Raw genomic sequence first — 25,952 nt, forward strand, 5'->3', positions numbered from 1 at the left:
CGGGCGCCGGACGATCCGGCGCTCGCTTCGTTTGAGGCGAAAAGATATGACCAGACCAACGACTTCCGCGCCCAACCAGCGCATGCTGCGTGTCGGCGAACAGGTGCGCGCCGCGATCTCGCAGGTGTTGCAGCGTGGCGAAGTGCGCAATCCACTGATCGAAAAGACGGTGATCTCGATCTCCGAAGTCCGCATGTCGCCGGACCTCAGGGTCGCCAACGCCTATGTGACGCCGCTCGGCGTCGCCGACCATCAGGCAGTGATCGACGCGCTGAACCACCATGCCAAATATATCCGCGGCCGGCTCGGCCCCCAGCTTCGGCAGCTGAAATACATGCCCGAGGTGCGCTTCCGCGACGATACCAGTTTCGACAATTACCAGAAGATCGACGCGCTGTTGCGCTCGCCCGAGGTCCAGCGCGACCTGGGTCACACCGACAGTGACGACGAACAAGAATAGAGGCGCATGTCCAAACCCCGCAAACCCAAGGGCCGGCCGGTTTCCGGCTGGCTGATCCTCGACAAGCCGGTGGATTTCGGCTCGACCGAGGCAGTCTCCAAGATCAAGTGGCTGTTCGACGCGCAGAAGGCCGGCCATGCCGGCACGCTCGATCCGCTCGCCTCCGGCATGCTGCCGATCGCGCTCGGCGACGCCACCAAGACCGTTCCCTATGTCATGGACGGCCGCAAGATCTACGAATTCACCGTGACCTGGGGTGAAGAGCGCACGACCGACGACCTCGAGGGCGAAGCGACCCAGACGTCACAGGAGCGCCCGAGCGAGGAACAGATTCGCGCCCTGCTGCCGGCCTATGCCGGCGTCATCTCGCAGATCCCGCCGCAGTTCTCGGCGATCAAGATCGCCGGCGAGCGTGCCTACGACCTGGCGCGCGAAGGCGAGACCGTCGACATTCCGTCCCGCGAGGTCGAGATCTTCCGGCTGACGCTGGTCGGCTGCCCGGATGAGAACAGCGCACGTTTCGAGGTCGAATGCGGCAAGGGTACCTATGTACGCTCGCTTGCCCGCGATTTCGGCCGCGATCTCGGCTGCTACGGCCACATCTCCTCGCTCAGGCGCTCCTTCGTCGCGCCTTTCGCCGAGGAAACGATGGTGCCGCTGGCCGACCTCATCGCGCTGGAGGCGATCGAAGACAAGCAGGAGCGGCTCGCCGCCCTCGATGCGTTCCTGATCGATACTGGAGAGGCGCTTTCCGGCCTGCCGCACATCGCGATCACCGAGGACCAGGCACACCGCCTGCGGATGGGCAATCCGATCCTGCTGAGGGGCCGCAATGCGCCGGTCGCCGAGGCGGACGCCTTTGCCACCTGCTTCGGCAAACTGGTCGCCATCGGCGAGATCGGCGAAGGCGAATTCCGCCCGAGACGGGTGTTCGGCTGAGCGGGCGCCGCCCAAACAAAGCTTCCATTTCGCCACGGGATGAGCTATAGGCACGCCAGCATGGCGGCTAGCCGTCTGCTTTCACGGCCTTTGCTGGACGACATCCCGGCATATGGCGTCTTATTTCTCCTGATATTCAGAAAGGATTCCCGATGTCGATCACTGCAGAGCGCAAGGCTGCCCTCATCAAGGAATACGCAACCGTCGAAGGCGACACCGGTTCTCCGGAAGTCCAGGTTGCGATCCTGACCGAGCGGATCAACAACCTCACCGGACACTTCAAGGACCACAAGAAGGATAACCATTCCCGCCGTGGCCTGCTGACGATGGTGTCGAGCCGTCGCTCGCTTCTTGACTACCTCAAGAAGAAGGACGAAGCCCGTTACACCAAGCTCATCACGAGCCTGGGCATTCGCCGCTAAAAATCTTCCGGCGGACCATCCTCGCGAGGTCCGCCGGCTCTCTTTCGGGACCCAGGTCCCGGCTGGCCATTCGGACGATCAAATCCGTTGGCCGCGAATGAAGGGCAGACCGGATGGGCCGGCGCTGCCAAAACCAACCGATGACCTGTCATGGGGCAGGATTGCAGGATGCTTTCGCCGAAGGGATTCGGCCATGCAGGGAAGAGATCTCACCTCCCCTTGCGCGAGAAGCCCTAAGCCTCCGGAACCGGAGGATATCTCTCGAAACGAAAAGCCTCCCGCTGTCTTGCCCGTGATGCGTCAGCATAGCCACGGCCGCCACCGGCTCCCTTTCGGGGTCCCGCCACAAAGGCTGGCAGTCGTGGAAGAAGGACAAGATAGATGTTTGATATCCATAGCGTGGAAATCGAGTGGGCAGGCCGCCCGCTCAAGCTCGAAACCGGCAAGGTCGCCCGTCAGGCCGACGGCGCCGTCATGGCCACCTACGGCGAAACCGTCGTTCTCGCCACCGTCGTCTCGGCCAAGTCGCCGAAGCCGGGCCAGGACTTCTTCCCGCTGACCGTCAACTACCAGGAAAAGACCTATGCCGCCGGCAAGATCCCGGGTGGCTACTTCAAGCGCGAAGGCCGCCCGTCGGAAAAGGAAACGCTGGTTTCCCGCCTGATCGACCGCCCGATCCGCCCGCTCTTCCCGGACGGCTACAAGAACGACACCCAGGTCGTCGTCACCGTCATCCAGCATGACCTTGAAAACGATCCGGACGTCCTGTCGATGGTTGCCGCTTCGGCTGCCCTGACGTTGTCGGGCGTGCCCTTCATGGGCCCGGTCGGCGGCGCACGCGTCGGCTACATCAACGGCGAATACGTCCTCAACCCGCATCTCGACGAGATGGACGAGTCGGTTCTCGACCTCGTCGTCGCCGGCACCCAGGACGCCGTGCTGATGGTTGAATCGGAAGCCAAGGAACTTCCGGAAGACATCATGCTCGGCGCCGTCATGTTCGGCCACAAGGGCTTCCAGCCGGTTATCGACGCGATCATCAAGCTCGCCGAAGTTGCCGCCAAGGAACCGCGCGATTTCGATCCGGAAGACTATTCCGCGCTCGAAGCCGAGATGCTGGCCATGGCCGAAACCGAACTGCGCAACGCCTACAAGATCACCGAGAAGGCTGCACGCTACGCAGCCGTCGACGCTGTGAAGGCGAAGGTCAAGGCGCATTTCCTGCCCGAGGGTGGCGAAGCCAAGTACACGGCCGAAGTCATCGGCTCGGTCTTCAAGACCCTGCAGGCGAAGATCGTCCGCTGGAACATCCTCGACACCAAGAGCCGCATCGACGGCCGCGACCTGGAAACCGTTCGCCCGATCGTTTCGGAAGTCGGCTTGCTGCCGCGCACCCATGGTTCGGCGCTGTTCACCCGCGGCGAGACCCAGGCGATCGTGGTTGCGACCCTCGGCACCGGCGAAGACGAGCAGTATGTCGACTCGCTGACCGGCATGTACAAGGAACGCTTCCTGCTGCACTATAACTTCCCGCCCTACTCGGTCGGTGAAACGGGCCGCATGGGCTCCCCGGGCCGCCGCGAAATCGGCCATGGCAAACTTGCCTGGCGCGCTATCCGCCCGATGCTGCCGACCCCGGAACAGTTCCCCTACACGCTGCGCGTCGTATCGGAAATCACCGAGTCGAACGGCTCGTCCTCGATGGCAACCGTCTGCGGCACCTCGCTCGCACTGATGGACGCCGGCGTTCCGCTCGCCAAGCCCGTTGCCGGTATCGCCATGGGCCTGATCCTGGAAGGCGATCGCTTCGCCGTTCTCTCCGACATTCTCGGCGATGAAGACCACCTCGGCGACATGGACTTCAAGGTTGCCGGCACCAACGAGGGCATCACCTCGCTGCAGATGGACATCAAGATCGCCGGTATCACCGAAGAGATCATGAAGGTCGCGCTCAGCCAGGCACAGGGCGGCCGCAAGCACATCCTCGGCGAGATGGCCAAGGCCATCACCGAAAGCCGCGGACAGCTCGGCGAATTCGCCCCGCGCATCGAAGTGATGAACATCCCGGTCGACAAGATTCGTGAAGTCATCGGCTCCGGCGGCAAGGTCATTCGCGAAATCGTCGAAAAGACCGGCGCGAAGATCAACATCGAAGACGACGGCACCGTGAAGATCGCCTCGTCCTCGGGCAAGGAAATCGAAGCGGCCCGCAAGTGGATCCACTCGATCGTTGCCGAGCCGGAAGTCGGCGTGGTCTACGAAGGCACCGTTGTGAAGACCGCCGATTTCGGCGCCTTCGTCAACTTCTTCGGTTCGCGCGACGGTCTCGTCCACATCTCGCAGCTCGCTTCGGACCGCGTTGCCAAGACCTCGGACGTCGTCAAGGAAGGCGACAAGGTCTGGGTCAAGCTGATGGGCTTCGACGAGCGCGGCAAGGTTCGCCTCTCCATGAAGGCCGTCGACCAGACGACCGGCAAGGAAATCGTCGCCGAGAAGAAGAAGGACGAGGGCGAAGCCGCCGAATAAGCGGCCCCTTCCCTTTGACAGTGAGGCGCGGAAACCTTCCGCGCCTTTTTTATTCGCCCGGAGAGCCCTGCCATGAGCCGCGAAACGCTGAAGACCCTGTTCCATCCCTTTGCCAGCGGCACGGTTGCCGCTCCCCGCTCCGACGAGCGCTTCCTGTTCATCGGCGCCGAGGCGGGCTTTGCCAAGCCCGACGAGTTTACCGCCTCGCTGGTGCCCGTACAGGGCCATCGCGGCGAGTTCCTGAAGCTCGAGGCTGCTCGCCTCAATCCGATCCCCCATATCGAGGGCGAGGGTTTCGACGGCGCGCTGATCCTGCTGGGCAAGCACCGGGGCGAGAACGACAATCGCGTCGCCGAAGCCCTTGGACGGGTGAAGGCGGGCGGCCTGATCGTGGTTGCCGGCGGCAAGGAAGACGGCGTGCAGCCGATGCGCAAGCGCCTGGCCGGGCTCGGGATCGAAGCCGAGCACATGCCGAAATATCACGGGGTCGCCCTGTGGTTCACCGCACCGGAAGATGCCGGAGCGGCCGTCGCCAAGCTTGCCGCGCGCGAGACGCTGGTGGACGGGCGCTTCCACACCCGTCCTGGCATGTTTTCGCATGACCGCATCGACGACGGCTCCGAGCTGCTGGCGAGCCGCCTGCCTGAGAATTTCGACGGCAATGCCGCCGACTTCGGCGCCGGCTGGGGCTATCTGTCGACCATGCTGGCCACGCGCTCGCCGCGGACCGCGCGCATCGACCTGTTCGAGGCCGATTTCGACGCGCTGGAATATGCCAAGGTGAACCTAGCAGAGAACTGCCCCAGCCTGACGGCACGCTTCTTCTGGCAGGACCTGACGCGCGAGCCGGCCAAGGAAAAATACGATCTCGTCATCATGAACCCGCCCTTCCACCAGGGCCACGCGGCGGAACCCGGCCTCGGCCAGTCAATGATCAAGGCAGCAGCCCACGCGCTGCGCAGCGGCGGCCAGCTGCTGCTGGTGGCCAATCGCGGCCTGCCCTACGAGGCGATCCTCGCCGAGGACTTCCGCGAGCACGGCGAGACCTGCCGCAACGCCCGCTTCAAGGTTCTCTGGGCCAAGAAATAGGTCAGGCGGGCCGACCGTCCAACAGCATCGGTTCGTGTAAGGCATCCGGATTTTCCGGATGTCTGGTCTCTCGACAAGCCGCGCAATCGGACTTAACCTGCGACGACACTGGCTTATCATTGGGCGCCATATATTCGATGTCTAATAAATCGATTGCCGACGAACTGACCGCCGTTGCGGGCGTCGCGTCCGCAGTCGCCGCGCATGCAAAGTCCTATGGCATCGACATCGGCCCCATTTGCAGCGCTCTCAAGATCGACCCGGACATATTCCAGAGCCTGACGGCGCGCATCAGCCTCGACCGGCTTTGCCGGCTGCTGGAAGCCTGCGCATTGCTGGCGGATGACGAGGCCTTCGGACTAAAATGCGTCGACCGCTTCATCGCCGGCTCGACCGGACCGTTCGGATACGGCCTGATGACTGCGCCGACCGTGGGGGACTTCGTGCGCTTCCTTGCCGCTCACATGCAATATGCCACCTATGCCAGCAATCTGCGCTTCACCATGGACGAGCGCGGCGCTTCCATTTCCTGGTCATTCGCCCCGGCGATCGTCAAGCGCGACCAGTATGTCGACATGGGGATTGCCATCACCCTGGAGCGGTTGCGCGGCATCATCGGGATTCATACGGATCTCGTCGAGATCGAACTCGAGCGGCCGCGCCCCAAGGCGCCGCAGGTATTCCGCGACTACCTGACGAAGAAGCTGCGTTTCGGCTGCCGGGAGAATAGCTTGCGTATCCCGGCCAGCCTCCTCGACATGAAGAACCCAAAGGCGGACGCAAGGCTGTTCTCGCTGATGGATATCCAGTGTCGGTCCATGCGGCCCGATGCGGACTATCAGGAGGGAAATTTCATCGACCAGGTGCGGAAGTTCCTGCTCTTGCGCATGGCGGAGCCCAACTCGTCGCTGAGCGACATCTCTCCGCATTTCGGCATATCGGAGCGAACCTTCCAGCGCCGGCTCGCCGAGGAACATACGAGCCTGGCGGAGATCCGTGACAACCTGAGGCGCGAACTCAGCCTCAATCTGCTGACCGAGAGCGAATTGGCAATCTCGGAGATCTGCTATCGGCTCGGCTATTCCGCACCGAGCGCCTTTACGCGATCCGTCACGCGCTGGTTCGGCCAGACGCCGACCGAACTGCGCCGACGGAAGTCCGCCTGACACCGGTTCGGGCAGACAAGATCCACGCAGCACTTTGTCTATTGACAATTTCCGCGCGACAGGCAGAAATGTTGACATATTGCTGGCACTCGACGCAGGCGGAAGTTAACCTTTCGTAGGCGATGTTAAGCTTTTGGCGCCTGCCGCGAATTACAATCGCTCCGCTGATCCTTATATATGTGAGATGACAGACGTCTCGGTCAAAGATGACCGGCGACGAAGCACAGATTTAATCTTGGCGATCTCAGAACATCATGGCGAATAACGATCAGTCTGCCGGACAGCCGTCCGGCCCGAAAACTGCATTGACCGATGCGGAAGTCAAGTGCCTGACGATGGTCGCCGAGGGCAAGCGACCGCTCGACATCTGCAATCTCCTGCTACTGTCCGAGATCGAGGTCGAGGGATTGCTGTCCTCTGCCGAGAACAAACTCGGCGCGCGCAATCGGCTGCATGCGGTCAGCATGGCGATGCTGATGGGCTCGATCGAGGTCGAGCACATCCAAAGACCGGAGTAAGCCCGAAGCTTCGGGCTTGCGGACCACTCCGTGTTCATGCCTGGCGCGATATGAGGTCGCGCCAGGCATTTTTCGTCCATGGCATCAAGAAGAGAGCCTTACTCGGCGTCGGAGCTGCGCAGCATGTCGAGAGTCGGCATGGACGTGATGTTGTAGCCGGAATCGACGTAGTGGATTTCGCCCGTGACGCCGCGCGAAAGATCCGAGAGCAGGTAGAGGGCCGAGTTTCCGACGTCCTCGATCGTCACGGTGCGGCGCAAGGGCGCGTTCTTCTGCTGCCAAGAGAGCATGGCACGCGCATCGGAGATTCCGGCGCCCGCGAGCGTGCGGATCGGGCCGGCCGAGATGGCATTGACGCGAATGCCCCGCGGACCGTAGTCGCCCGCCAGATACCGCACCGAAGCCTCCAGGGCGGCCTTGGCGACGCCCATGACGTTGTAGTTCGGCATGATGCGGACCGAACCGCCATAGGTCAGCGTCAGCATCGAACCGCCTTCGACCATCAGCTCTGCGGCCCGCTTGGCGATCTCGGTGAAGGAGAAGCACGAAATCACCATGGTGCGGGTGAAGTTGTCGCGCGTGGTATCCGCGTAGAGCCCCTTGAGCTCGTTCTTGTCGGAAAAGCCGATCGCATGCACGATGAAATCGAGCTTGCCCCAGCGCTCCTTCAGTGCCTCGATGACTGTATCGACGGAGGCGATATCCTCCACGTCGCAGGGGAGGAGAAAGTCCGAACCGAGTTCGGCCGCCAGCGGCTTCACCCGCTTGCCGAGCGCCTCGCCCTGGTAGGTGAAGGCAAGCTCGGCGCCGGCGCCGGCCAGCGCCTGCGCGATCCCCCAGGCAATCGAGTGACTGTTCGCGACGCCCATGATGAGGCCGCGCTTTCCCTGCATAGAGGCGATCATGCGGCTATCCATTGTGGCGTTGGAAGACGAGGGTTGCGTTGGTGCCGCCGAAGCCAAAGGAATTGGATAGGACGGTGTCCATCTTCGCATTGTCGATGCGCTTGCGCACGATCGGCACGCCGTCGAACTCGGGGTCGAGTTCGGTGATGTGTGCGCTTTCGCCGATGAAGCGTTCCTGCATCATCAGCAGCGCGTAGATCGATTCCTGCACGCCGGCGGCGCCGAGCGAATGGCCGGTCAGGGACTTGGTCGACTGGATGTGCGGGATCTTGTCGCCGAAGACTTCGCGGATCGCGCCGATCTCCTTCGAATCGCCGACCGGCGTCGATGTGCCGTGGGTGTTGATGTAGTCCACCTCACCCTTCACGGTCGACAGCGCCTGGCGCATGCACCGCTTGGCGCCTTCGCCCGACGGGGCGACCATGTCGTAGCCGTCCGAGGTCGCGCCGTAGCCGACGAGTTCGGCATAGATCTTGGCGCCGCGGGCCTTGGCGTGTTCCAGTTCCTCAAGCACCAGCACGCCCGCGCCGCCGGCGATGACGAAACCGTCGCGCGACACGTCATAGGCGCGCGAGGCGGTTGCCGGCGTATCGTTGAACTTGGAAGACATGGCGCCCATGGCGTCGAACAGGTTCGACATCGACCAGTCGAGATCTTCGTGGCCGCCGGCGAACATCACGTCCTGCTTGCCCCACTGGATCATCTCCGCCGCGTTGCCGATGCAGTGCGCCGAGGTCGAGCAGGCCGACGAGATCGAGTAGTTGACGCCGTGGATCTGGAACCAGGTGGCGAGCGTTGCCGATGCGGTGGAGGACATCGCCTTCGGCACGGCAAACGGGCCGATGCGCTTCGGGCTCATGTTCTTGCGGGTGATGTCGGCCGCTTCCACGATGGTGCGGGTGGACGGACCGCCCGAGCCCATGATGATGCCGGTCCGCTCGTTCTGGGCGTAGTCTTTTTCCTCGAGACCGGAATCCGCCAGCGCCTGCTTCATGGCGACGTGGTTCCAGGCACCGCCCTGCGACAGGAAGCGCATGGCGCGACGGTCGACGAGATCGGTCGGATCGAGCGCAGGTTTGCCCCAGACCTGGCAGCGGAAGCCGTATTCGGCGAAATCCGGCGAGAACTGGATACCCGACTTCGCTTCGCGCAGTGATGCCGTCACCTCTGCCGCGTCGCTCCCGATGGAGGACACGATTCCAAGTCCCGTAACAACTACCCGTCTCATCTCTCAGACCTTCTTATTATGGTGGTTTGGACGGCCCCTGTTCAGGCCGTCTTTTCCTTGGACAGACCGACGCGAAGGTCGGTTGCCTGATAAATGGTTTCGCCGTCGGCCTTCAGCCAGCCATCGGCGGTACCCAGCACCAGACGACCGCGCATGACGCGCTTGAAGTCGATGCCGTACTCAAGCAGCTTGGTGGTCGGGCGAACCATGCCCTTGAACTTCACTTCGCCCGTGGACAGAGCCATGCCGCGGCCGGGCTCGCCCAGCCAGCCGAGGAAGAAACCGGTCAGTTGCCACATGCCGTCGAGGCCGAGACATCCCGGCATGATCGGGTTGCCCTGGAAGTGGCACGGAAAATACCAGTCATCCGGATGGACGTCGTATTCTGCGCGAATGTAACCCTTGTCGAAGGCGCCGCCCGTCTCGGAAATGTCCGTGATCCGGTGGACCATCAGCATCGGCGGCAGGGGAAGCTGCGCATTGCCGGGGCCAAACAGCTCGCCGCGACCGCAGGCGAGGATCTCTTCATAGTTATAGCTGGATTGTCTTGGTGCCATTTTCTTCTTCTTCCCCCCTCAGGCTTCGCGTTCACGGACCCTTAGAGCAAGATAGGGACAAATTGAAGTCCCACAATAGCCGAGATCAGATCGCGGGAGACTTCCCGATCCGCCGCCATCCGGTGACTTTAGCCGTCGCATACAGGAAGCCCCCCGTCAGGACCAGACCCAAAACCGCCAAATCGCGGCTTTTTAGGCACTTTGTCGAGCCGCCGCCCGGTGGAACTATTGAAAGGGGAGCGCGTAAAAGTTATATCGTCCGATGATGTTTGCGAACGACCAACAGGCAAAGCGGAGATCGTCTTGATGACGACTGAAGACCGTTCACGTACGGAACTGAAATTGCGCCAGTCGGGCCTTCGTCCGACGCGTCAGCGCATCGCGCTCGCAAGCCTGCTTTTTGCCAAGGGCGACCGTCACCTGACAGTGGAGGAACTGCACGAGGAAGCCACCGCCGCCAAGGTGCCGGTGTCTCTCGCAACCGTGTACAACACGCTGCACCAGTTCACCGAGGCTGGCCTGATCCGTGTCCTTGCCGTCGAAAGCGCCAAGACCTATTTCGACACCAATACGTCGGACCATCACCATTTCTTTGTCGAGGGCGAGAACGAGGTTCTCGACATCCCCTTGAACAACATCGTCATCGACAACCTTCCGACCCCGCCCGAGGGCTTGGAAATCTCCCATGTCGACGTGGTAATTCGCCTGCGGCCGAAGAAGCGTCAGGGCTGAGGCAGCCGCAACACGGTCAGAGAACGTCGTCGGGCGCCCTGCCCGGACGAGAATTGTAGCGCGGAAAACTCCAGCCGAAACGCAGCGCCCCGCCCCGGATGGCAAAGGCCGTGGCCGCGCCGAATGCGGAGGCGGCATAGAGCGGAAGGCCGAATACGGTCGCCGCAGTGAAAACGCAGGCCCCGACCAGTGCTGCGGTGACGTAGATCTCGGGACGCAGAAGAACCGACGGCTCGCCGGCGATAATGTCGCGCAGGATGCCGCCGCAGGCCGCCGTCAGCGTACCGGTGACGATCGCCACGGTCGGCGAGCCGGTCGCGGCATAGCCCTTGGCCGCCCCCATGACGCAATAGGCCGCAAGCCCGACGGCATCGAGCCAGATCAACAGGCGGTAGCGCGACTCGACCAGGTGGGCGGTGAAGAAGACCAGAACCCCGACCGAGGCGCAGACCAGGATATAGCCGGGATCGCGCACCCAGAAGACCGGCAGGCTGCCGAGAACGACGTCCCTCAGCGTTCCTCCCCCAATGCCGGTGACCGCGGCGAGAAACAGGAAGCCGATCACGTCGAGCTCCTTGCGCGAGGCGGAGAGCGCGCCGGTGGCAGCGAACACGGCAACGCCCGCATAGTCGAGAAATCCGAGCAGTGTCATTTCAACCTCATCCGACGAGAGCCTTTGGAAACCGTGACGGCGTCAGGGCCGCGCAAGCAGTGGAACCTATGATAGCAAGGAGAGACTTCATTTTCCTGGGAAGACCGCCGTGAAATACCTGCTCCTTGCCCTTCTGCAAATCGCGTTTCTGCTCACTCCCGCCTCAGCATCCTTTGGCCAGCAGCAGCTTATCAGCGATCCGGAGATATACGAAAAGGAACATTTCCAGAAGCGCTGCAAGACCGTTCAGTTCGGCACGAACTTCATTACCCGCCTCGACATCAACAATGACGGCATCATCGATGCCGTGGTCAACGAGGGCGAGATCCTCTGCGACAGCATGCGCGGCCCCGATTGCACCGACGACGGCTGTCCCTACAATTTCTACCTGCAGGTCAAGGAAGGCGGTTATTTCATGATCGCCTCCGCCAAGATGTACGGCTACGACTTCATCAAGCGCTTCGGCAACATGGTCTTCGTGATGAAGATGAACCCGCGCTTCTGCGAACGCACCGACGAGGTCGCCTGCGAAATCACCGTGCGCGTGCGCGGCACCAAGTTCCTGACGATCTCGAAGAAGTAGGCGCCCCGCACAGGCCGCGTTCAGGGCGCCGGATAGAGGGCTGCCATGCGGCCCGTGAGGAAATAGGCGGCGAGCCCGATCCACTCGCGCACCGCCGTCGCCGTCTGCTGCGCGTTCAGCGTCGGCTGGGTGAAATCCAGGCCGAACTTCACCTTTCCGCTGGTGCGGAAATCCGTCGGCCAGGGCGTGACCGGAATGCCGGCCTCCCGGAACAGACCCACGGCCCGCGGCATGTGAAAGGCCGAGGTGATCAGCAGGCAATTCTCCAATCCTCTCTCGGCCAGTATGGTTCGGCTATTGGCGACGTTCTCGGAGGTGGTGCGCGATTGCGTCTCGCGCACGAGGCGGCCGGCCGGGATGCCGAAGGTTTCGAAGAACCGCTCGGAGGCGACCGCATCACCCTCGTAGGCGCCGCTGAGCGATCCATCCCCACCGGAGACGAGGATCGCCGACTGCGGGAAACGCCGGGCCAGTCGCAGAGCCTCGATGAAGCGATCGGCGGCCTGGTTCATCTCGATGCCACCGAGTGTCGTCGTGACCTCGGTCTCGAACGCGCCACCGAGCACGATCATGCAGGAGAGTGTCTGCGGGTCCGCCGCGGGCTTGGGAAAGCGTGCCTCGAGCCCCTGCAGCACGAAGGAGCCGGTCGTCGTGTAGAGCGTCACGAACAGGATGGCACCGCCAAGAGCACTCAACGCAAGACCCCAACGGCGCAGGCCGGCGAGCAGGGCGACAACGGCGATCAGGATGGCGAGGAAGGCCAGCGACAAGGGCTGGGCAAACATCCAGAACAGCTTGGAGACCAGGAACATGCTTCTTCACTCGCTTCGCATGGCCCCGGGAGAGCCGGAGCGCCCCGCGAAAAGGAGGGATGTTCATTCCGCAACAGTTTCGCTCAAGGCACGTCCCTTAAGCCTCCAGCACTCGAAAATAAAGATTTTACGCGCTTGTATTTGGGGGCCTTATGCGCTTCGCGATCGATACTCTGGACGACGCTGGCAACAGCCGGATCTATATCGGCGTGCCTCTCGGCCGTTCGGGCGACAAACTGCGCGTCCAGCTCCGCAACGGCGAAGCCGAACTCGACATCGACCGTATCACGGACTGGTTCCAGATCGACCAGACGTCACGCCAGGATCGCGGCGAGCTGTTCTACTGAGCAGTCGACGGCGCGGTCGGGCTTGCCCGGCCGACCGAACGCCGACGGAACCAGACGACGCCAAAGGCGATGAGCCCGCCCACCACAAGCAGACCGAGCGACAGAAGCGGTCGATAGGCAAACCAGCCGATGGCGATGACCAGCGGCCCGACCAGCACGGTCAGCACGAAGGCGATCATCCCGGTGCCGAAGCGCACCAGCGAGCCGGCGATCGGAACGACATCGGCGATGACGCCGAGGATCGAGAAGAACAGGCTGAATCCGACCATGAGGCCGATCATGCCGCCGACGCGGATCAGCCACATGATCATGGTGTTCTCCGCCTGCGCGGCATCAAACATTTCCGCAGCACTCGCCTTTCCGGATTCGCTGAGGAAGATCTCCCGGCCGTTCGACGCGGTGAAGGGCTTCAGCCAGCCGTCGCTCTGGGCCGCCACGAAGCTCGCCTCGGAAAGGTCGGCCCGGCTGTATTGGATGCGGAGATCGCCGACCAGCGGCTGGGTCGGGCTCAAGCCGACATAGAAGCCCCCACGATCGAGTTGCACGGTTCCGGACAGAACCTGTTCGGCGCGGGCGGCGTCCTCTTCCGTCAGCTTCAGATCGGTCTGCTTGCCGAGACCGGCGACGTTTTCACCCGACACGGCAAAGGTCCCGACCTTTGCGCTGTCCACCGCAAAGGACCCGTCGTCGACGACCAGATCCGGATTCTCGTGACCCTCCGGCTGGCGGAACTCGCCGGAGTTTTCGCGGCCCGACTTCCATTCCTTCGTGTAGGTGTAGGTGGTGACGGTTTCTTCGCTGCCGCCCAGCTTGGTTTCGGAGCGTGATTCGCTCTTCTCCACCCACTGGTACATTTCGACCTCGCGCCGGATCGCCACGGCGCCGTCGGCGGAAATGCCGAATTCGGTATCGGTCGGGATGCCGTCCGGCGTCACCTTGCCGATGATGTGGATCAGCTTTCCTTCGTTTAAAGGAGCGATCTCGTCCGCACTGACCGTGACCACGACGCCGGCGCCTTCGGTCAGCGCCCGATAGGCCTTGATCGACCGGCCTTCGTTCCAGACAAGCGCCCAGATGGCCACGACGACCAGGACGATGCCGATGACGGCGCCGACCAATGCGTTCTTCAACCGCGTCAGCCACGATGTCCGTGTCGTTTCCGTGAAGCTCATGTCACCCTCGCCCTTCAGCCTTACGTTCCGGCCTGCCCATGTCCGATTCCCTAGGGGAATCGCGAGAGCGCATCAAGCGGCAGCACGGCCCGCCGCCTGACTTGTTTTGGCAAAGCGATGGATCGGACCGATAAACGTCGATCGGTCGACCATGGCCTGCCCCCTGAAAAGTGATCCTTCTTGAAGTATGGCTTATGAGCCGAGGAAGGACATTGAAATGGCAGGGAAAAGACACAAGGCAGAAGAGATCATCACGAAGCGGCGTTGACCGTCGACATCACGGCGCTCGCTCTCCAGTACGGCCGCTATGGCTATCGCCGCATCACGGCGATGCTGCATCAGGCGGGCTGGATTGTGACCGTCAAGCGGATCGAACGCATCTGGCGACGGGAGGGGCTGAAAGTACCTCACAAGCAACCCAAGCGCGGCCGGCTGTGGCTGAACGATAGCTCGTGTGTCCGGCTCCGGCCGGAATACCCCAACCATGTCTGGTCAGACGACTTCGTAGAGGATAGAGCTGGCTCGGTTTGTCTGAACAGTTTCGGGCGTTCTACTCAGTGGATTTCCGCCTCGATTATGCTTCCACCCTCATAGGTGTCGGCGCGTTGAAGTAGGCCTGATCCGGCGTCTGCCGGTCAGGGGATGAATGTGGGCGTCTGGTGTTGTAGAAGGTCAGATAGCGGCTGATGCCGGCGCGGGCGTCGGACACGGTCTTGTCGGCGTGGAGGTAAACCTCCTCATATTTGATCGACCGCCAAAGCCGCTCGACGAAGACGTTGTCCCGCCAGGCTCCCTTGCCATCCATGGAGATGGCGATTTCGGCCTTCTTCAGCACGGCAATGAAGTCCATGGAGGCGAACTGCGAACCCTGATCGGTGTTGAAGATGTCAGGCTTGCCATGACGGGCAAGTGCCTCCTCGACCGCTTCGATGCAGAAAGCGGCTTCCATTGTGATAGACAGCCGCCACGACAGAACACTCCGGCTGAACCAGTCCACGACGGCGCAGCGATAGACAAAGCCGCGAGCCATCGGAATATATGTCAGGTCCATCGCCCAGACCTGGTTGGATCTGGTGACCGCCAGCTTGCGCAGGAGGTAGGGATAGATTTTGTGACCTGGTGCCGGTTTGGATGTGTTCGGGCGGCGATAGATCGCCTCGATGCCCATCTTCTTCATCAGAGTGGCGACGTGCATCCGCCCGGCTTCCGGCCCTTCTCCTCGCAAGAGCCCCTGCAACATCCGACTTCCGGCAAATGGGTAGTCGAGATGCAGCTCGTCGATCCGGCGCATCAGGGCCAGATCGCCGTCGGACACTGGACGAGGCAGATAATAGACAGTGCCACGGCTGAAGCCGAGGAGCTTCGCCTGGCGTGCGACCGACAGTTTGTGTGCGCGGTCGATCATTTCTTTCCGCCCAGCAATCCCACCTTGCCGAGCGCTCCGGCTAAAAAATCGTTTTCCAACGTCAGCTCCCCGATTTTGGCGTGTAGCGTTTTGACATCGACGGTTGGCCCCGCCGGCTCCGCCTTCGCTTCATCGCCGAAAACGCCTGTGGCCCCCTCAAGGAGCTGGTCTTTCCACTGCTTGATCTGATTGGCGTGCACGTCGAACTGCTGGGACAGTTCCACCAGCGTCTGCTCGCCTCGGATGGCGGCAAGTGCCACTTTCGCCTTGAAAGCCGGGCTATGGTTCCCGCGCGGTCGTCTCGTCAGGGTATCTCCTGTTCCCGGCATCTGAGCCGAAGTCAGGCAGAAATTCCACTTACCCTCGCTGTGCAGTTTTCCCGAGCCAGCTATTGTAGAAGGCGACCCCCTTCCCCTTGCCGTTCCAGCGCCCGTCCAGCAGACCGCTTAAGAGCACGCGCGCCGAGATCACCGGATCGAGCATCTTGTCGGGATAGGCGACGAGGTCGTAGCCGGCGTCGGCCGAGGAGCGATCGTAGTTGTCGATCCAGGTGATCTGCACTTGCCCGTGCCTGCAATGGACATGGCCATACTTGCCGGCCGGCTTGCCATAGTCCCGCTTGGCGACGATCCGGCGGGCGGTCGCATCATCCTTGGCGAAGCCTTCGCGAACCGGAACCATCCACCGCCCGGTTTCTTGGTAAGCGGTTGCCAGAGCATAGGCGAGCGTCTTGTCTCGACCATCGCCGTGCGTGGCAAAGCCATCAGGAATGCCCGTGATGCCGTTGACCTGCTGCTGTGAAATCGATCTTCCAAAGACACCCGATCCGCGACGCCGCAACGCCGCGAAGAAAACCGCGCGATCCATGATTGATGTCCTTTTGGTTAAAGAGAGATGGGCCCAGATGCGGGGCCGCCGGCGTCACCGTCAGCGCGCATCCCTGCCCGCGCTGACGTCTCCGGTATTGATGTTTCTGTCGGGTTGTGGGATAGTGAAAGATGCCCGATTTGATACTTCACGGCGGTGCACCGAAGACTGGAACTTCATTTCTGCAAGTGCTGTTTGCCCGTTACGCGGATCAGATGGCTGAGAATGGCGTTCTCTATCCACGCGGCCATATGTTCGATCAGGCCAAAGCCGGAGTAATCACCTCTGGTAATGGCGTCGAGATGGCAAACTACATCCGGCCATGGCTCCCGCATGACATCCCCGATAAGAATGCGTTCATCGGCCAGTTTGGCGAAACCCTATCTGGCGCCGGCGAAAATCATGTTCTCTATTCGTCAGAATTCCTAATGACTCCGCCCGGCGACAGGATATCCGCAATAGTCGATGTTGCGCGCAGATATGGATATCGAATTCGTTACGTTTACTTCATACGCGACATTGGCTCCGCGCTCATCGCCACATATTCCCAAGAGGTAAAAAGGGCCGGCGAAATCCGCAGTCTTTCCGAGTTCATCGAATCGTGGGATCCGCATTATCACAACACGATCAAGCAGGCTTGCGATTCATTCGGGGAAAAAAACGTGGAGGTATACAACTACGAAGAATATCTTGACGGTCTGGCGGCGTTCTTTTTCCGGAATGTATTAGGTACAGAGTTTTTTCCAGGCGAGAAACACGTGATCAATCGATCACTCACGGCCAAGGAATTGGAGTTCCAGAGGATGATGAACTCCGCCGCCCCAAACGATATGCGGTTCGCCGCCTTCATTAGCGATGCGTTGATGTCTGTTCAGACATCCGACAAGACAAAAATGACACTTACCAGCGAAGAAGCATACCTGCTGGAGCAGCGCTTCCGAGAATCAATCGAGTATGTGAACAGGATTGTCCGTGGCCGCCCAACTGTCGTTGCTGATCGAACAGCAGAACATCGTGATGAGGAGACCATTTCTGATTTTGAACGATCCGCAGCCGCCATACTGGCCAAGCTAGTTTTAGCAGTCGCAAAATAATCAGCCGTCCAGCACCTTAGCCGCGCGGGCCACAACGACCGGTGCCCATACCTTGGGGAAGAGACCACGGATCAGCGCTACGTCTTCTGGCCTGCTGCCGGTTTCATGGACATCGAGTTAAGGTGTTCCTCCTGAAGCCGGAGAGTATGAATGCAAAGACGAATATTCAGCCGCGAGTATAAGCTTGAAGCGGTGAAGCTGGTCAGGGAACGTGGGGTCACTGTTGCCCAAGCTGCCCGTGACCTTGATGTCCACGAGAATGTGTTGCGCAAATGGGTCCGGGAGTACGGTGACGATCCCAGCCAGTCCTTTCCTGGAAAAGGCCAGATGAAGCCGGAGCAGCTTGAGATCGAGCGGCTCCGTCGTGAAGTCGCCAAGCTGAAGGCGGAGCGCGATATCCTAGAGCGCGTCCGATGAACGCGGAATCGGGCTGAGGATTCCCTTACTGTCCGAATTCTGATTCCATCGCTCCGACTGGTGATTTGGTCGGAGGCAATATGACCCGAGCGTTCAGCGATGATCTGCGTAGCCGCGTCCTGGCTGCGTCACGGAATGGCATGTCGGCGCGTTTGACCTGAGACCCTGAACTTCCTCCAGAATTTGGTAGAGTCCGTCACATCAAGGAGACGGACGAATGAAGCGTTCACGGTTCACGGAAGAACAGATCATCGGAATATTGAAGGAGCAGGAGGCGGGCGCGAAGACAGTCGATGTCTGCCGCAGGCACGGCATCTCGGATGCAACCTTCTACAAATACAAGGCGAAGTACGGCGGCATGGACGTGTCCGATGCCCGCAAGCTGAAGGCGCTCGAGGACGAGAACGCCAAGCTGAAGAAGCTGCTCGCCGAGGCCATGCTGGACAATGCGATCCTGAAGGATGTCGCTGCAAAAAAATGGTGACGCCCGATGTGAAGCGGAATGCGGTGGCTCACGTCTGTGCGCAGCACGGGGTGAGCCAGCGTCGGGCGTGCGAGGTTCTATCGGTGGATCGTTCGAGCATGCGATATCGGAGCGTGCGGCCGGACGATGCGTCCATCCGCGAGGCGATGAAGAAGGTGGCGTCCGAGCGTCGTCGCTTCGGCTATCGCCGTATCCACGTGATGCTCGACCGGCAGGGGATGGTCATGAACCTGAAGAAGCTTCGACGTCTCTATCGCGAGGAGAAGCTGACGGTGCGCAAGCGCGGCGGCCGAAAGCGGGCCTTGGGGACGAGACGTCCTTTGGCTCTGCCGTCGCGTCCGGGCGAGCGCTGGAGCCTGGACTTCGTCAGCGATGCCTTCACCGACGGTCGTCGCTTTCGGGTGCTGGCGGTGGTCGACGACTTCACCCGTGAATGCCTGTGCCTGGTCGCCGACACATCCCTGTCGGGGGCACGGCTTGCCCGCGAACTGGATAGTCTCATCGCCAGACGGGGAAAGCCGAGGACGATTGTCTCGGACAACGGCACGGAGATGACCAGTATGGCCATCCTCAAATGGTGCCAGGAAGCAAAGGTCGAATGGCACTACATCGCCCCAGGCAAGCCGATGCAGAACGGCTTCGTCGAAAGCTTCAACGGCAGCTTCCGTGACGAGTGCCTCAACGAGACCCTGTTCTCGTCGCTCACTCAGGCCCGAGCCGCCATCAACGCATGGAAGGAGGATTACAACAGGAGCAGACCCCACTCGTCGCTGGGCAATATCACCCCCAGCGAGTTCGCAATGAAAATGGCTATGGAAAAACAGGCCGCATGAGGCCAGATTAAAAACCCAAGACTCTCCCGAAAACTGGAGGGAAAGTGGGTCTCAGGTCAAGAGCGATGCCGCTCCCCGATCCCACACGGGCATCGGAAGACGACGACGTTTACCGGAGCGCTCAGGCTCTCGGGCATGACCGCGCCCATGGTCCTCGACGGTGCGATGAACGGGGTCGCGTTCCAGGCCTATGTGCAACAGGTTCTCATTCCAACCTTGGCACCAGGCGATATTGTGGTCATGGACAACCTGCCCGCACACAAGGCGGAAGGCGTGCGGCATGCGATCGAAAATGCGGGATGCCGATTGCTTTATCTCCCGCCCTACAGCCCGGACTTCAATCCCATCGAGAAGGCATTCGCCAAACTGAAGGCGGTGTTGCGCGCCAAAGCCGAGCGAACCGTCGAGGCGTTATGGGACACCGTCGGCCAGATTGTCACTATGTTCGAGCCGCAGGAGTGCGCCAACTACTTCAAATCCTGCGGATATGACCCCGAGTAAAGTGGATGCGCTCTAGGTCTCCAAGTGCCATCGCTGCCTCCTAAAAAGCAGCCTTGAATCAGACCCTACCGGATTTGAAAAGGCACTTTGTCAACATGACCTAGCCGATTTGTCCGGTGAAACGGGGAGCACTCCATCCGACTGGACAACTGTCGCTGACAGTTCTTGATACGCCGCAATCATCTGATCCATGTCGAATTTTTTGAAAGCTTCAAGTGCTGTAGGTCTCAATGTCTCTCTTAGGCGCGGGTCAATTATGAACTTCTCCATGGCGGATGCTAAGGCCTCATAGGCTACCCTCCCGCTGGCGCCACGTGGCACAACAAATCCAGCAGGTGGTTCCAATGTCCCTTCGCCAATTGCCCAAGGACACATTCCAATATCTGATACTATGGCAGGTTTTCCTTGGGCCAAAAACTCAAGCAAAACCAATGGTAAAGATTCTCCAGGAAACCAGCTAGGCAGCAGGCACACGTCACTGATGTTGATAAAGTCCGCCAGTCTCGACGTATGGTTAATAAGATGAACGCCTGAGATCGGTGGCTGTAGCCTGATTGCCTCACTTTCAGGACCGTCGCCTATCATTAGTAGATGAATATCCGCATCTGCAGAATACTTTTCTTTCAATATTTCAAACGCACTAAGGGAAGCACCCCAGCCCTTTGACTCTATAGCACGACTCGCAATCGTAAAAACTAGAGATTCGTCACTTATATTAAGATCAGATCTCTTCAACCTGAAATCATAAACAGGACTAAAGCCATTGACAATGTGTGATGTTGCTTTTGGATTAATGTGTCCATTGCGGAAAACAATTTTATTCTTTTCGGCGGTCCAAACCCAGTGGTCACAATATTTCTCAGCACGACGGAAATCATCATCTGCCGTCGGGAACATTTTTTTGTTGCCTAGCACGTTCTCGTAGCAACCGTGCATGACAATAATCCAAGGAATCTTTGATTTAGAGGATTCTATCATTTTACTTATTGCACGATCGCCCCACCAGTGGCCGCTCATCGCGAGATTCAGACCCCAATCGTTCATGAAGTTTTCTAACCCGCCGGCAGCCTCCACCTCACGCGCTGTCACTACAGCTACCTCAGGCGAAAGTGCCTTGATGGTGGATAGATTGTTCTGTTCGTGCTCAGCGATGAATAGAACTGCCCGTCCGAGACGTTTCGTCCAGCAATTGACGAATCGAACTGCAAACATCTGGGCGCCGCCGGCGGATAGATCGCCTACGCCATAAATGACGCCTGGATGATTATAACCTGCAATACCTTCAGGGCAAATCGCCTCTGGCAGTTTCTTGTTCCATCCAAACCGCTTAACCTCCTGAGAGAGGTGTTCTTCAAATGCAGCGCGCCGTTCAAGATTCTCGCCATATATGTGCTCGACTAATGCGCCGACAGTTTGCAGCTCCTGGAAATAGGCTTCTTTACCTTCAATGCCAGAGGTAACGCTCGCTCCGTGGCGACGATGAAAATTTACTGCCTCATGGCAATAAGCTATCTTACCTCCAGCTATTGCGGTTAGATAGAACGCCCAGTCCCCTGCTAGCTTGAACTGAGTAGCTATCCGTATCGCTCTTTTGGCGCTTTCACGTCGGACCACGACTGCGCTTGCATTTGGGATGGTATTAGCTCTCCCCAAAGTCGCATTCACTTCCTTGAAGGACGGGGCTACGAAAGATCTAGTCCATCTTCCAGGTGAGATTCTGTTGAGATAGAGCTGGTTCCAGTCACCTGCAATCTCACCTTCTGAGGTCACGGGGATAGACCTGCCATGCACAAGTCTTACGCCTGTCTGCGAGAAGACGCTGATAGCAGTATGTAGGAAGTCCGCCTCACACCAATCGTCCGCTTCAGCTACCCAAATCAGCTCGCCTTCCGCCAAATCAATACCGCGATTCCATGCTTTAAAAACAGATCCGCTATTGGAGTCAGACAGATAAATTTTTGCAAAAATATTACTTTTTGCAAATTCAGAAATGATCTCTACACTATCGTCCGTCGACGCATCGTCTAGAAGTAATATTTCAATATCCTTGAACGTCTGAGCACCGATACTCGACAGGCGCTGCTTCAAATACGGCCCCGAGTTATAAGTCGGCACAACCACTGAAACCATAGGCCTAAGCTTCGCGATCCGTCTGATGGTGTACAAAATTCGGGAGCACCCAGTCTCCAAAGAATATAACAAACGAATACGATCTCGAGCGACAATGGACATTCGCGTACGCATGTCCTCATCAACCAGCAATTGGTCAATAGCATCAAAAAATGCCTGTTCGTCGCCCAGAGGCACAGCCAGTCCAGCCAGTGGCTCGCCTTCTGGCTCGATCATTGCGGTCATACCTGTAGCTTCGCGGAAGACAACAGATGGGGTTCCGACAAGTCCGGCCTCCAAACAAACGAGTGGGAACGGATCCTCCAATGAGGGCAGCGCAAAAATATCCGCTGCTTCAAGGTAGTCTCGGAAATTCTCCTTATGCCCCACAAAATTTACGATGTGGTCAACACCTAATTCCCGGGCAAGTCTGACTAGTTCCGGAATATCTTCTCCATCTCCGACCCAGATAAAGTGCGCGTCATGTCCGCGCTTTAGGACGATATCCACCGCCATACGAACGAAAACTTCGGGCTGTTTACGCCAGTGCGCCACCCCACACCCCACCACCAGCCGAGAAGCATTGGATATCCCCATCTCCTGGCGAATTTTTGATTTTTCGGCCGCGTTGACTAATCTAGAATCCTTAGGTTCATCGACGAATGCAGGAACATTGGTTAGATTGTTGGCGTCAATATTTTTGTTAAGGTGGAAATGATCATAAACCCTATCTCCACCACAGAATATATGATCAGAGTGATTGATGATATCACTCAGCTGGTCTTGAAACATATCCAATATAGCTGGCATTTCATGTATATATGAAAATACAGGTGTGCTGTAGGGGTTTATCCTTGCATACCCTCCGGATGCTACAGAATTCAAAAACGTGAATGCTGGCTCATCGCCAATAAACTCATAGAGCTTTCTTTTAAGGTCACCTACCGCGCTGTCAGCAATGTGCCACGTGCCGACCACATAGAGAGGTGCGATCTTTTCTAACACGACACTTAGAGGACCTCCCGTCATCGCGACGATACGGACGTCGTAGTTTGTGCTGTTTTGAAACCAGCGCGCTATGTTTGCAAGCAGCACCGGAGCGCCGCCAATATTCATATCATGTACAACGAAAACCACCTTAGGTCCCGTTTTGACGGGGCGAGAAGCCACAAGGTTTGATTCAAAGGATGCAATTGACGTAGCTTCCCGGTTTTCATACCGCCCACATCGTAGGAAATGTATAAGCGGATTTATAGCTGCGGAGGCGACATCTGGGTTTCGTGCCAAGTAGCTGGCGGCATGAAATCCAGCTGAAGGATCACGGCCCTCTTTCCAGCCGAAAACGAGATAGTGAACTGCAGGATCTATCTTTGAGGCAGCTACGTCCGGATAACGTTCTAGGTAAAAATCAGGATCGAAAAGCTCACTGTCCTTAAGTACGTTAACTTCTGCAGAAATATCAGCTCCCTTAGCCGCGAAACTTTTGCCAGTTCCACGGTTTTCGCGTACACCGCACCGCAAGTAATGAACCAACGGGTTTATTGAACCGTACAAAACATCAGGATAGGTATCGAGATAACCCTGCGTTGAAAAATCAGCTGAAGGGTCACGCCCTTCTCGCCAACCGAAACACAGATAATGAATAGCTGGGTTACGATTAGACAGATTAACGTCAGGATTTTGGCGAATATAATATTCAGGATCAAACAATTTGCTATTGTTTATAAGTTCCAGCTCTGCGGCAAGCGTCTTGTTGTCTTCAACTAGATCTTTACCCGTTCCTCTATTTTCTTTTAAGCCGTGCCGGATGTAATGAATTAGAGGATTAACATCAGCCTTGGCAACATCCGGATAAGCATTTATATACCCTGAAGTCGAAAAAATGGACGAAGGGTCACGTCCTTCTCGCCAACCATATAATGTATAATGAAGCGCCGGATCCATGCTGGAAGATGCTACGTCAGGATTTTTTGAAAGATAAAATTCTCCATCAAAAAATACGCTCTTCTTTATAGCTATACAGTCCCTCTTGATAGAATTATACGCAAAAAAAGACTTGACATGCTCATATATGCCCATTTTCTTGTTTGCCGGCAGAGCCTTTCGCAAGTTGTATATTTGCAACCTTAGGTCAGAGTTTTCGAGCCTGTATGTTTCATTTTCCGAATTATACAAGTTTGCTGTTTTTAGAATTTTGGTGCGCTCTTCTTGTGAAGCTTTGATCTCGGCACGCAGCGACGCGCGCTCCGTCTGGCTCTCCTGGATCGTACCTTGTAGTGCCTCCAGCTCGGCGCTGTGGGTTTCGATCAGCTGGCTGATCTTGGCACGCAACGACGCGCGCTCCGCCTGGCTCTCCTGGAGTTCGCGCTCGTATTCAAGGGACCGCTTATGCGACTCTTTAGCCTCAGCTTTAGCGGAACTCAGTTCAAGCTGTTCGGAGCGCAATGCTGCGGTTATCTCCTCAAGCTGCGTGTTTTGTAGGCCTATCTTTTGAAGCAATGTCTGGACTTCTGATCCCAGATTTCTTTCAGAAACCTGCAGACTCTGTATCTCATCATCACGCTGTTTGACCGTCACATAAAGGCGCTGCGTTTCTTCAAGCTGGTCTCCCATACGCTTATGCCGCTTCCGCAGCGCTTCAACTCCAAGCAACGCTACTTCAAGTTGCTCCCTGGAGAAGGGAACACTCGTCTCAGGAGGGTCGACTGCATATTGGAAAGAATCAAAATCTTCTGCGTACAACTGCTGCATAAGATTTACACTAATCGCTGTTAGGAATTCCCGCTGATAGGGGATGATGCTTTCATTTGCACGACGTGCAAGGAAAGGACTAGGCACGCCTTTACCCAACCAGCCCTCAAGGTCAGATACTAATTCTTCACAATTTTCTAATTGACTAATTCGGTTGTAGGATACAAAATCAGGACGCAACAGTTTTGCCTGAGGGCACCAGTGAATATCCCAGTAACTAGGCGCCTCATTATTTACCAAGTGAACTAAAAATGCTTCGAAGCCCGCAGCAATGTCATCCCAAGTTTCAAAGGGACGGTTAAAGAATGCCTGATCTTTGTAAGGTCCAATTTGCAACGGCTCCCTTAACAGAAGCTTCGATTGCCATGCAGAAAAAATCCGCTTGTAGGGATTACGCACAACAGCAAACCGATATATGTCTTCTGCGTTTAACGCTTTCTCAAGATCAACAAATTCAAGCCCTGTAACTTCTGGAGCTACCCTGCTAAAGAGTTGATGTATCGTTAAGTCCGGGTCGGATTCCGAGCTGCCGCTCGAATTTCTCAATATATTTGTGTAGCCCTCAATTGAAGCAAACCACCATTTTAAGGAAGTGCATGCAGCCTTCGGTGTTCCCACATAAAATAGCTTGTGCCTCGATGAAAGATAGCTATTCCACTTCAAAAAGCTGAAAAGCTTATCTTCGTCAGGGCCATATTTAATGTAGTTTTTCATTTCTGTCTTTCCTTGAGATCTGATTGCCTGATCGTCAAAACGCCTCTCAGTCAATGAGGAGGCTCAGGAACTTCAACGCCATCCGCAAGACAGACCGTACCCCTGACTGAACATATTTTGTTCGATAAAAGAGCTTCATTGTTAGGAGCCAAAATACCTATTCAGATCCTCCTCGGTTGGAACCGTACACCCCACTGGCCTTATACAGGCATGCTATCAAACTTTCATCAGGCCATGCAATTGCCCCTGCAAACGGCTGTCAAGACCGTTTCAAGAGAAAGCAGTCATCATCTTCGCGGGCTATTTAGCAAATCTTGCCCCCACCTGAACACCCCTATTTACCGGCATCGACGTTTGGAAGAGCCCACAAGGGCATTTCCATGGTGAACCCGGGAGGCAAGCTATTGGTTTGGTCAACAGTTGCCGCCTTGGCGGCGTGCATTCCAGTCTTTCGGCGACCGCGCATCGCGCGGTCTGTGGCGTTCCGGTCAGCCAGACATAGCGCACCATGGAGGCCGGCTGCTTTATCTCCCGACATTCAGCCCAACTTCAACCCCATCGAAAACGCTTTTGACAAGCTCGAGGCCATCCTGCGCGCCTAGCACTACTTTGGCAGATTGGGCAAGGCTGATTTGAGTTCTCTTTCGGGCCTGATGCAAACTTTCTTCC

The 25,952-nt window shown here is 58.1% G+C and carries 22 protein-coding genes and 2 pseudogenes; 15 read left to right on the forward strand and 9 right to left on the reverse strand.

Annotated features, from left to right (window positions below):
- The first annotated feature begins 46 nt into the window (after positions 1 to 46).
- From rbfA to AC07Y0_RS18845, 7 genes are all read left to right on the forward strand, one after another.
- Complete coding sequence (gene rbfA / locus AC07Y0_RS18815) at positions 47 to 460, forward strand: 30S ribosome-binding factor RbfA (RefSeq protein WP_498679224.1); 414 nt, start codon at positions 47 to 49, stop codon at positions 458 to 460.
- Positions 461 to 466: 6 nt separating this feature from the next.
- The gene (gene truB / locus AC07Y0_RS18820; protein ID WP_498679225.1) at positions 467 to 1,399 is read left to right on the forward strand and encodes a tRNA pseudouridine(55) synthase TruB; all 933 of its coding nucleotides are present in this window, start codon (positions 467 to 469) and stop codon (positions 1,397 to 1,399) included.
- A gap of 152 nt (positions 1,400 to 1,551) precedes the next feature.
- A complete protein-coding gene (gene rpsO / locus AC07Y0_RS18825) occupies positions 1,552 to 1,821 on the forward strand; it encodes a 30S ribosomal protein S15 (RefSeq protein WP_028737450.1) in 270 nt (89 codons plus the stop codon).
- A gap of 381 nt (positions 1,822 to 2,202) precedes the next feature.
- A complete protein-coding gene (gene pnp, locus AC07Y0_RS18830; protein WP_454748461.1) occupies positions 2,203 to 4,347 on the forward strand; it encodes a polyribonucleotide nucleotidyltransferase in 2,145 nt (714 codons plus the stop codon).
- 72 nt (positions 4,348 to 4,419) lie between these two features.
- Positions 4,420 to 5,436 (forward strand): class I SAM-dependent methyltransferase, encoded by a 1,017-nt coding sequence (locus AC07Y0_RS18835; protein WP_498679226.1) that lies wholly within the window; start codon positions 4,420 to 4,422, stop codon positions 5,434 to 5,436.
- Positions 5,437 to 5,573: 137 nt separating this feature from the next.
- Positions 5,574 to 6,602 (forward strand): AraC family transcriptional regulator, encoded by a 1,029-nt coding sequence (locus AC07Y0_RS18840; protein WP_498679227.1) that lies wholly within the window; start codon positions 5,574 to 5,576, stop codon positions 6,600 to 6,602.
- A 305-nt stretch (positions 6,603 to 6,907) separates the two neighbouring features.
- The gene (locus AC07Y0_RS18845; protein ID WP_498679228.1) at positions 6,908 to 7,120 is read left to right on the forward strand and encodes a LuxR C-terminal-related transcriptional regulator; all 213 of its coding nucleotides are present in this window, start codon (positions 6,908 to 6,910) and stop codon (positions 7,118 to 7,120) included.
- A 98-nt stretch (positions 7,121 to 7,218) separates the two neighbouring features.
- Here AC07Y0_RS18845 and fabI read toward each other — a convergent pair whose 3' ends face one another.
- The 3 genes from fabI to fabA are packed head-to-tail and all read right to left on the reverse strand — an operon-like array spanning position 7,219 to position 9,810.
- Entirely contained in the window at positions 7,219 to 8,025 is an 807-nt protein-coding gene (fabI, locus tag AC07Y0_RS18850) for an enoyl-ACP reductase FabI (RefSeq protein WP_498679229.1), read from the reverse strand.
- A 4-nt stretch (positions 8,026 to 8,029) separates the two neighbouring features.
- Positions 8,030 to 9,253, reverse strand: a complete 1,224-nt coding sequence (gene fabB, locus AC07Y0_RS18855; RefSeq protein ID WP_498679230.1) for a beta-ketoacyl-ACP synthase I — start codon at positions 9,251 to 9,253, stop codon at positions 8,030 to 8,032.
- A gap of 41 nt (positions 9,254 to 9,294) precedes the next feature.
- Positions 9,295 to 9,810 carry a 3-hydroxyacyl-[acyl-carrier-protein] dehydratase FabA gene (gene fabA, locus AC07Y0_RS18860; protein ID WP_498679231.1) on the reverse strand — a complete coding sequence of 172 codons (516 nt, stop codon included), beginning with the start codon at positions 9,808 to 9,810 and terminating at the stop codon, positions 9,295 to 9,297.
- Positions 9,811 to 10,116: 306 nt separating this feature from the next.
- Here fabA and irrA point away from each other — a divergent pair, with 306 nt between their 5' ends.
- Positions 10,117 to 10,542, forward strand: coding sequence for an iron response transcriptional regulator IrrA (gene irrA / locus AC07Y0_RS18865; protein ID WP_498679232.1), 426 nt, complete (start codon positions 10,117 to 10,119; stop codon positions 10,540 to 10,542).
- A 16-nt stretch (positions 10,543 to 10,558) separates the two neighbouring features.
- Here the strand turns inward: irrA and AC07Y0_RS18870 are convergent, their stop codons facing one another.
- The gene (locus AC07Y0_RS18870; RefSeq protein ID WP_498679233.1) at positions 10,559 to 11,194 is read right to left on the reverse strand and encodes a trimeric intracellular cation channel family protein; all 636 of its coding nucleotides are present in this window, start codon (positions 11,192 to 11,194) and stop codon (positions 10,559 to 10,561) included.
- A gap of 109 nt (positions 11,195 to 11,303) precedes the next feature.
- On the opposite strand from AC07Y0_RS18870, the gene AC07Y0_RS18875 reads away from it, so the two are divergent.
- Positions 11,304 to 11,777, forward strand: coding sequence for a hypothetical protein (locus tag AC07Y0_RS18875; protein WP_498679234.1), 474 nt, complete (start codon positions 11,304 to 11,306; stop codon positions 11,775 to 11,777).
- A gap of 20 nt (positions 11,778 to 11,797) precedes the next feature.
- On the opposite strand, the gene AC07Y0_RS18880 is transcribed toward AC07Y0_RS18875, so the two are convergent.
- Positions 11,798 to 12,589, reverse strand: coding sequence for a YdcF family protein (locus tag AC07Y0_RS18880; protein ID WP_498679235.1), 792 nt, complete (start codon positions 12,587 to 12,589; stop codon positions 11,798 to 11,800).
- 152 nt (positions 12,590 to 12,741) lie between these two features.
- Here AC07Y0_RS18880 and AC07Y0_RS18885 point away from each other — a divergent pair, with 152 nt between their 5' ends.
- Complete coding sequence (locus AC07Y0_RS18885; RefSeq protein ID WP_028737461.1) at positions 12,742 to 12,936, forward strand: hypothetical protein; 195 nt, start codon at positions 12,742 to 12,744, stop codon at positions 12,934 to 12,936.
- Here the strand turns inward: AC07Y0_RS18885 and AC07Y0_RS18890 are convergent.
- Complete coding sequence (locus AC07Y0_RS18890) at positions 12,930 to 14,108, reverse strand: TMEM43 family protein (RefSeq protein ID WP_498679236.1); 1,179 nt, start codon at positions 14,106 to 14,108, stop codon at positions 12,930 to 12,932. The genes AC07Y0_RS18885 and AC07Y0_RS18890 overlap by 7 nt on opposite strands.
- 255 nt (positions 14,109 to 14,363) lie before the next feature.
- Between AC07Y0_RS18890 and AC07Y0_RS18895 the strand changes: the two are divergent.
- A pseudogene (locus tag AC07Y0_RS18895) lies at positions 14,364 to 14,624 on the forward strand (IS3 family transposase); the annotation flags it as partial.
- A gap of 58 nt (positions 14,625 to 14,682) precedes the next feature.
- On the opposite strand, the gene AC07Y0_RS18900 reads toward AC07Y0_RS18895, so the two are convergent.
- Positions 14,683 to 15,842 (reverse strand): IS3 family transposase gene (locus AC07Y0_RS18900; protein WP_498679237.1). Its coding sequence is split into 2 segments (ribosomal slippage): positions 14,683 to 15,563 and positions 15,563 to 15,842, totalling 1,161 coding nucleotides; the frame shifts between segments, so codons are not numbered across the junction.
- A 28-nt stretch (positions 15,843 to 15,870) separates the two neighbouring features.
- Positions 15,871 to 16,380 carry a hypothetical protein gene (locus tag AC07Y0_RS18905; protein WP_498679238.1) on the reverse strand — a complete coding sequence of 170 codons (510 nt, stop codon included), beginning with the start codon at positions 16,378 to 16,380 and terminating at the stop codon, positions 15,871 to 15,873.
- A gap of 131 nt (positions 16,381 to 16,511) precedes the next feature.
- Between AC07Y0_RS18905 and AC07Y0_RS18910 the strand changes: the two genes are divergently transcribed.
- The 4 genes and pseudogenes from AC07Y0_RS18910 to AC07Y0_RS18925 all read left to right on the forward strand — a co-directional run bounded on the left by AC07Y0_RS18910 (position 16,512) and on the right by AC07Y0_RS18925 (position 19,709).
- Positions 16,512 to 17,474, forward strand: a complete 963-nt coding sequence (locus AC07Y0_RS18910) for a hypothetical protein (protein WP_498679239.1) — start codon at positions 16,512 to 16,514, stop codon at positions 17,472 to 17,474.
- Between the two features lie 150 nt (positions 17,475 to 17,624).
- A pseudogene (locus AC07Y0_RS18915) lies at positions 17,625 to 17,888 on the forward strand (transposase); the annotation flags it as partial.
- A 220-nt stretch (positions 17,889 to 18,108) separates the two neighbouring features.
- Positions 18,109 to 19,208, forward strand: a protein-coding gene (locus AC07Y0_RS18920) for an IS3 family transposase (protein ID WP_498673386.1) whose coding sequence is annotated in 2 segments (ribosomal slippage) — positions 18,109 to 18,361 and positions 18,361 to 19,208 — 1,101 coding nt in all. Because the reading frame shifts where the segments join, the coding sequence is not laid out codon by codon here.
- 6 nt (positions 19,209 to 19,214) lie between these two features.
- Positions 19,215 to 19,709, forward strand: coding sequence for an IS630 family transposase (locus AC07Y0_RS18925; protein WP_498680281.1), 495 nt, complete (start codon positions 19,215 to 19,217; stop codon positions 19,707 to 19,709).
- 90 nt (positions 19,710 to 19,799) lie between these two features.
- Here AC07Y0_RS18925 and AC07Y0_RS18930 read toward each other — a convergent pair whose 3' ends face one another.
- Complete coding sequence (locus AC07Y0_RS18930; protein WP_498679240.1) at positions 19,800 to 25,283, reverse strand: glycosyltransferase; 5,484 nt, start codon at positions 25,281 to 25,283, stop codon at positions 19,800 to 19,802.
- Positions 25,284 to 25,952 lie beyond the last annotated feature (669 nt).

Source organism: Allorhizobium sp. GW101-3B10 (genome assembly GCF_059424725.1).

What these genes read in the sequence shown, in the direction of transcription:
- rbfA (WP_498679224.1), top strand. Translation starts at nt 47, where the DNA reads ATGACCAGACCAACGACTTCCGCGCCCAACCAGCGCATGCTGCGTGTC.
- truB (WP_498679225.1), top strand. Translation starts at nt 467, where the DNA reads ATGTCCAAACCCCGCAAACCCAAGGGCCGGCCGGTTTCCGGCTGGCTG.
- rpsO (WP_028737450.1), top strand. Translation starts at nt 1,552, where the DNA reads ATGTCGATCACTGCAGAGCGCAAGGCTGCCCTCATCAAGGAATACGCA.
- pnp (WP_454748461.1), top strand. Translation starts at nt 2,203, where the DNA reads ATGTTTGATATCCATAGCGTGGAAATCGAGTGGGCAGGCCGCCCGCTC.
- AC07Y0_RS18835 (WP_498679226.1), top strand. Translation starts at nt 4,420, where the DNA reads ATGAGCCGCGAAACGCTGAAGACCCTGTTCCATCCCTTTGCCAGCGGC.
- AC07Y0_RS18840 (WP_498679227.1), top strand. Translation starts at nt 5,574, where the DNA reads ATGTCTAATAAATCGATTGCCGACGAACTGACCGCCGTTGCGGGCGTC.
- fabI (WP_498679229.1), bottom strand. Translation starts at nt 8,025, where the DNA reads ATGATCGCCTCTATGCAGGGAAAGCGCGGCCTCATCATGGGCGTCGCG.
- fabB (WP_498679230.1), bottom strand. Translation starts at nt 9,253, where the DNA reads ATGAGACGGGTAGTTGTTACGGGACTTGGAATCGTGTCCTCCATCGGG.
- fabA (WP_498679231.1), bottom strand. Translation starts at nt 9,810, where the DNA reads ATGGCACCAAGACAATCCAGCTATAACTATGAAGAGATCCTCGCCTGC.
- irrA (WP_498679232.1), top strand. Translation starts at nt 10,117, where the DNA reads ATGACGACTGAAGACCGTTCACGTACGGAACTGAAATTGCGCCAGTCG.
- AC07Y0_RS18870 (WP_498679233.1), bottom strand. Translation starts at nt 11,194, where the DNA reads ATGACACTGCTCGGATTTCTCGACTATGCGGGCGTTGCCGTGTTCGCT.
- AC07Y0_RS18880 (WP_498679235.1), bottom strand. Translation starts at nt 12,589, where the DNA reads ATGTTCCTGGTCTCCAAGCTGTTCTGGATGTTTGCCCAGCCCTTGTCG.
- AC07Y0_RS18885 (WP_028737461.1), top strand. Translation starts at nt 12,742, where the DNA reads ATGCGCTTCGCGATCGATACTCTGGACGACGCTGGCAACAGCCGGATC.
- AC07Y0_RS18890 (WP_498679236.1), bottom strand. Translation starts at nt 14,108, where the DNA reads ATGAGCTTCACGGAAACGACACGGACATCGTGGCTGACGCGGTTGAAG.
- AC07Y0_RS18905 (WP_498679238.1), bottom strand. Translation starts at nt 16,380, where the DNA reads ATGGATCGCGCGGTTTTCTTCGCGGCGTTGCGGCGTCGCGGATCGGGT.
- AC07Y0_RS18910 (WP_498679239.1), top strand. Translation starts at nt 16,512, where the DNA reads ATGCCCGATTTGATACTTCACGGCGGTGCACCGAAGACTGGAACTTCA.
- AC07Y0_RS18930 (WP_498679240.1), bottom strand. Translation starts at nt 25,283, where the DNA reads ATGAAAAACTACATTAAATATGGCCCTGACGAAGATAAGCTTTTCAGC.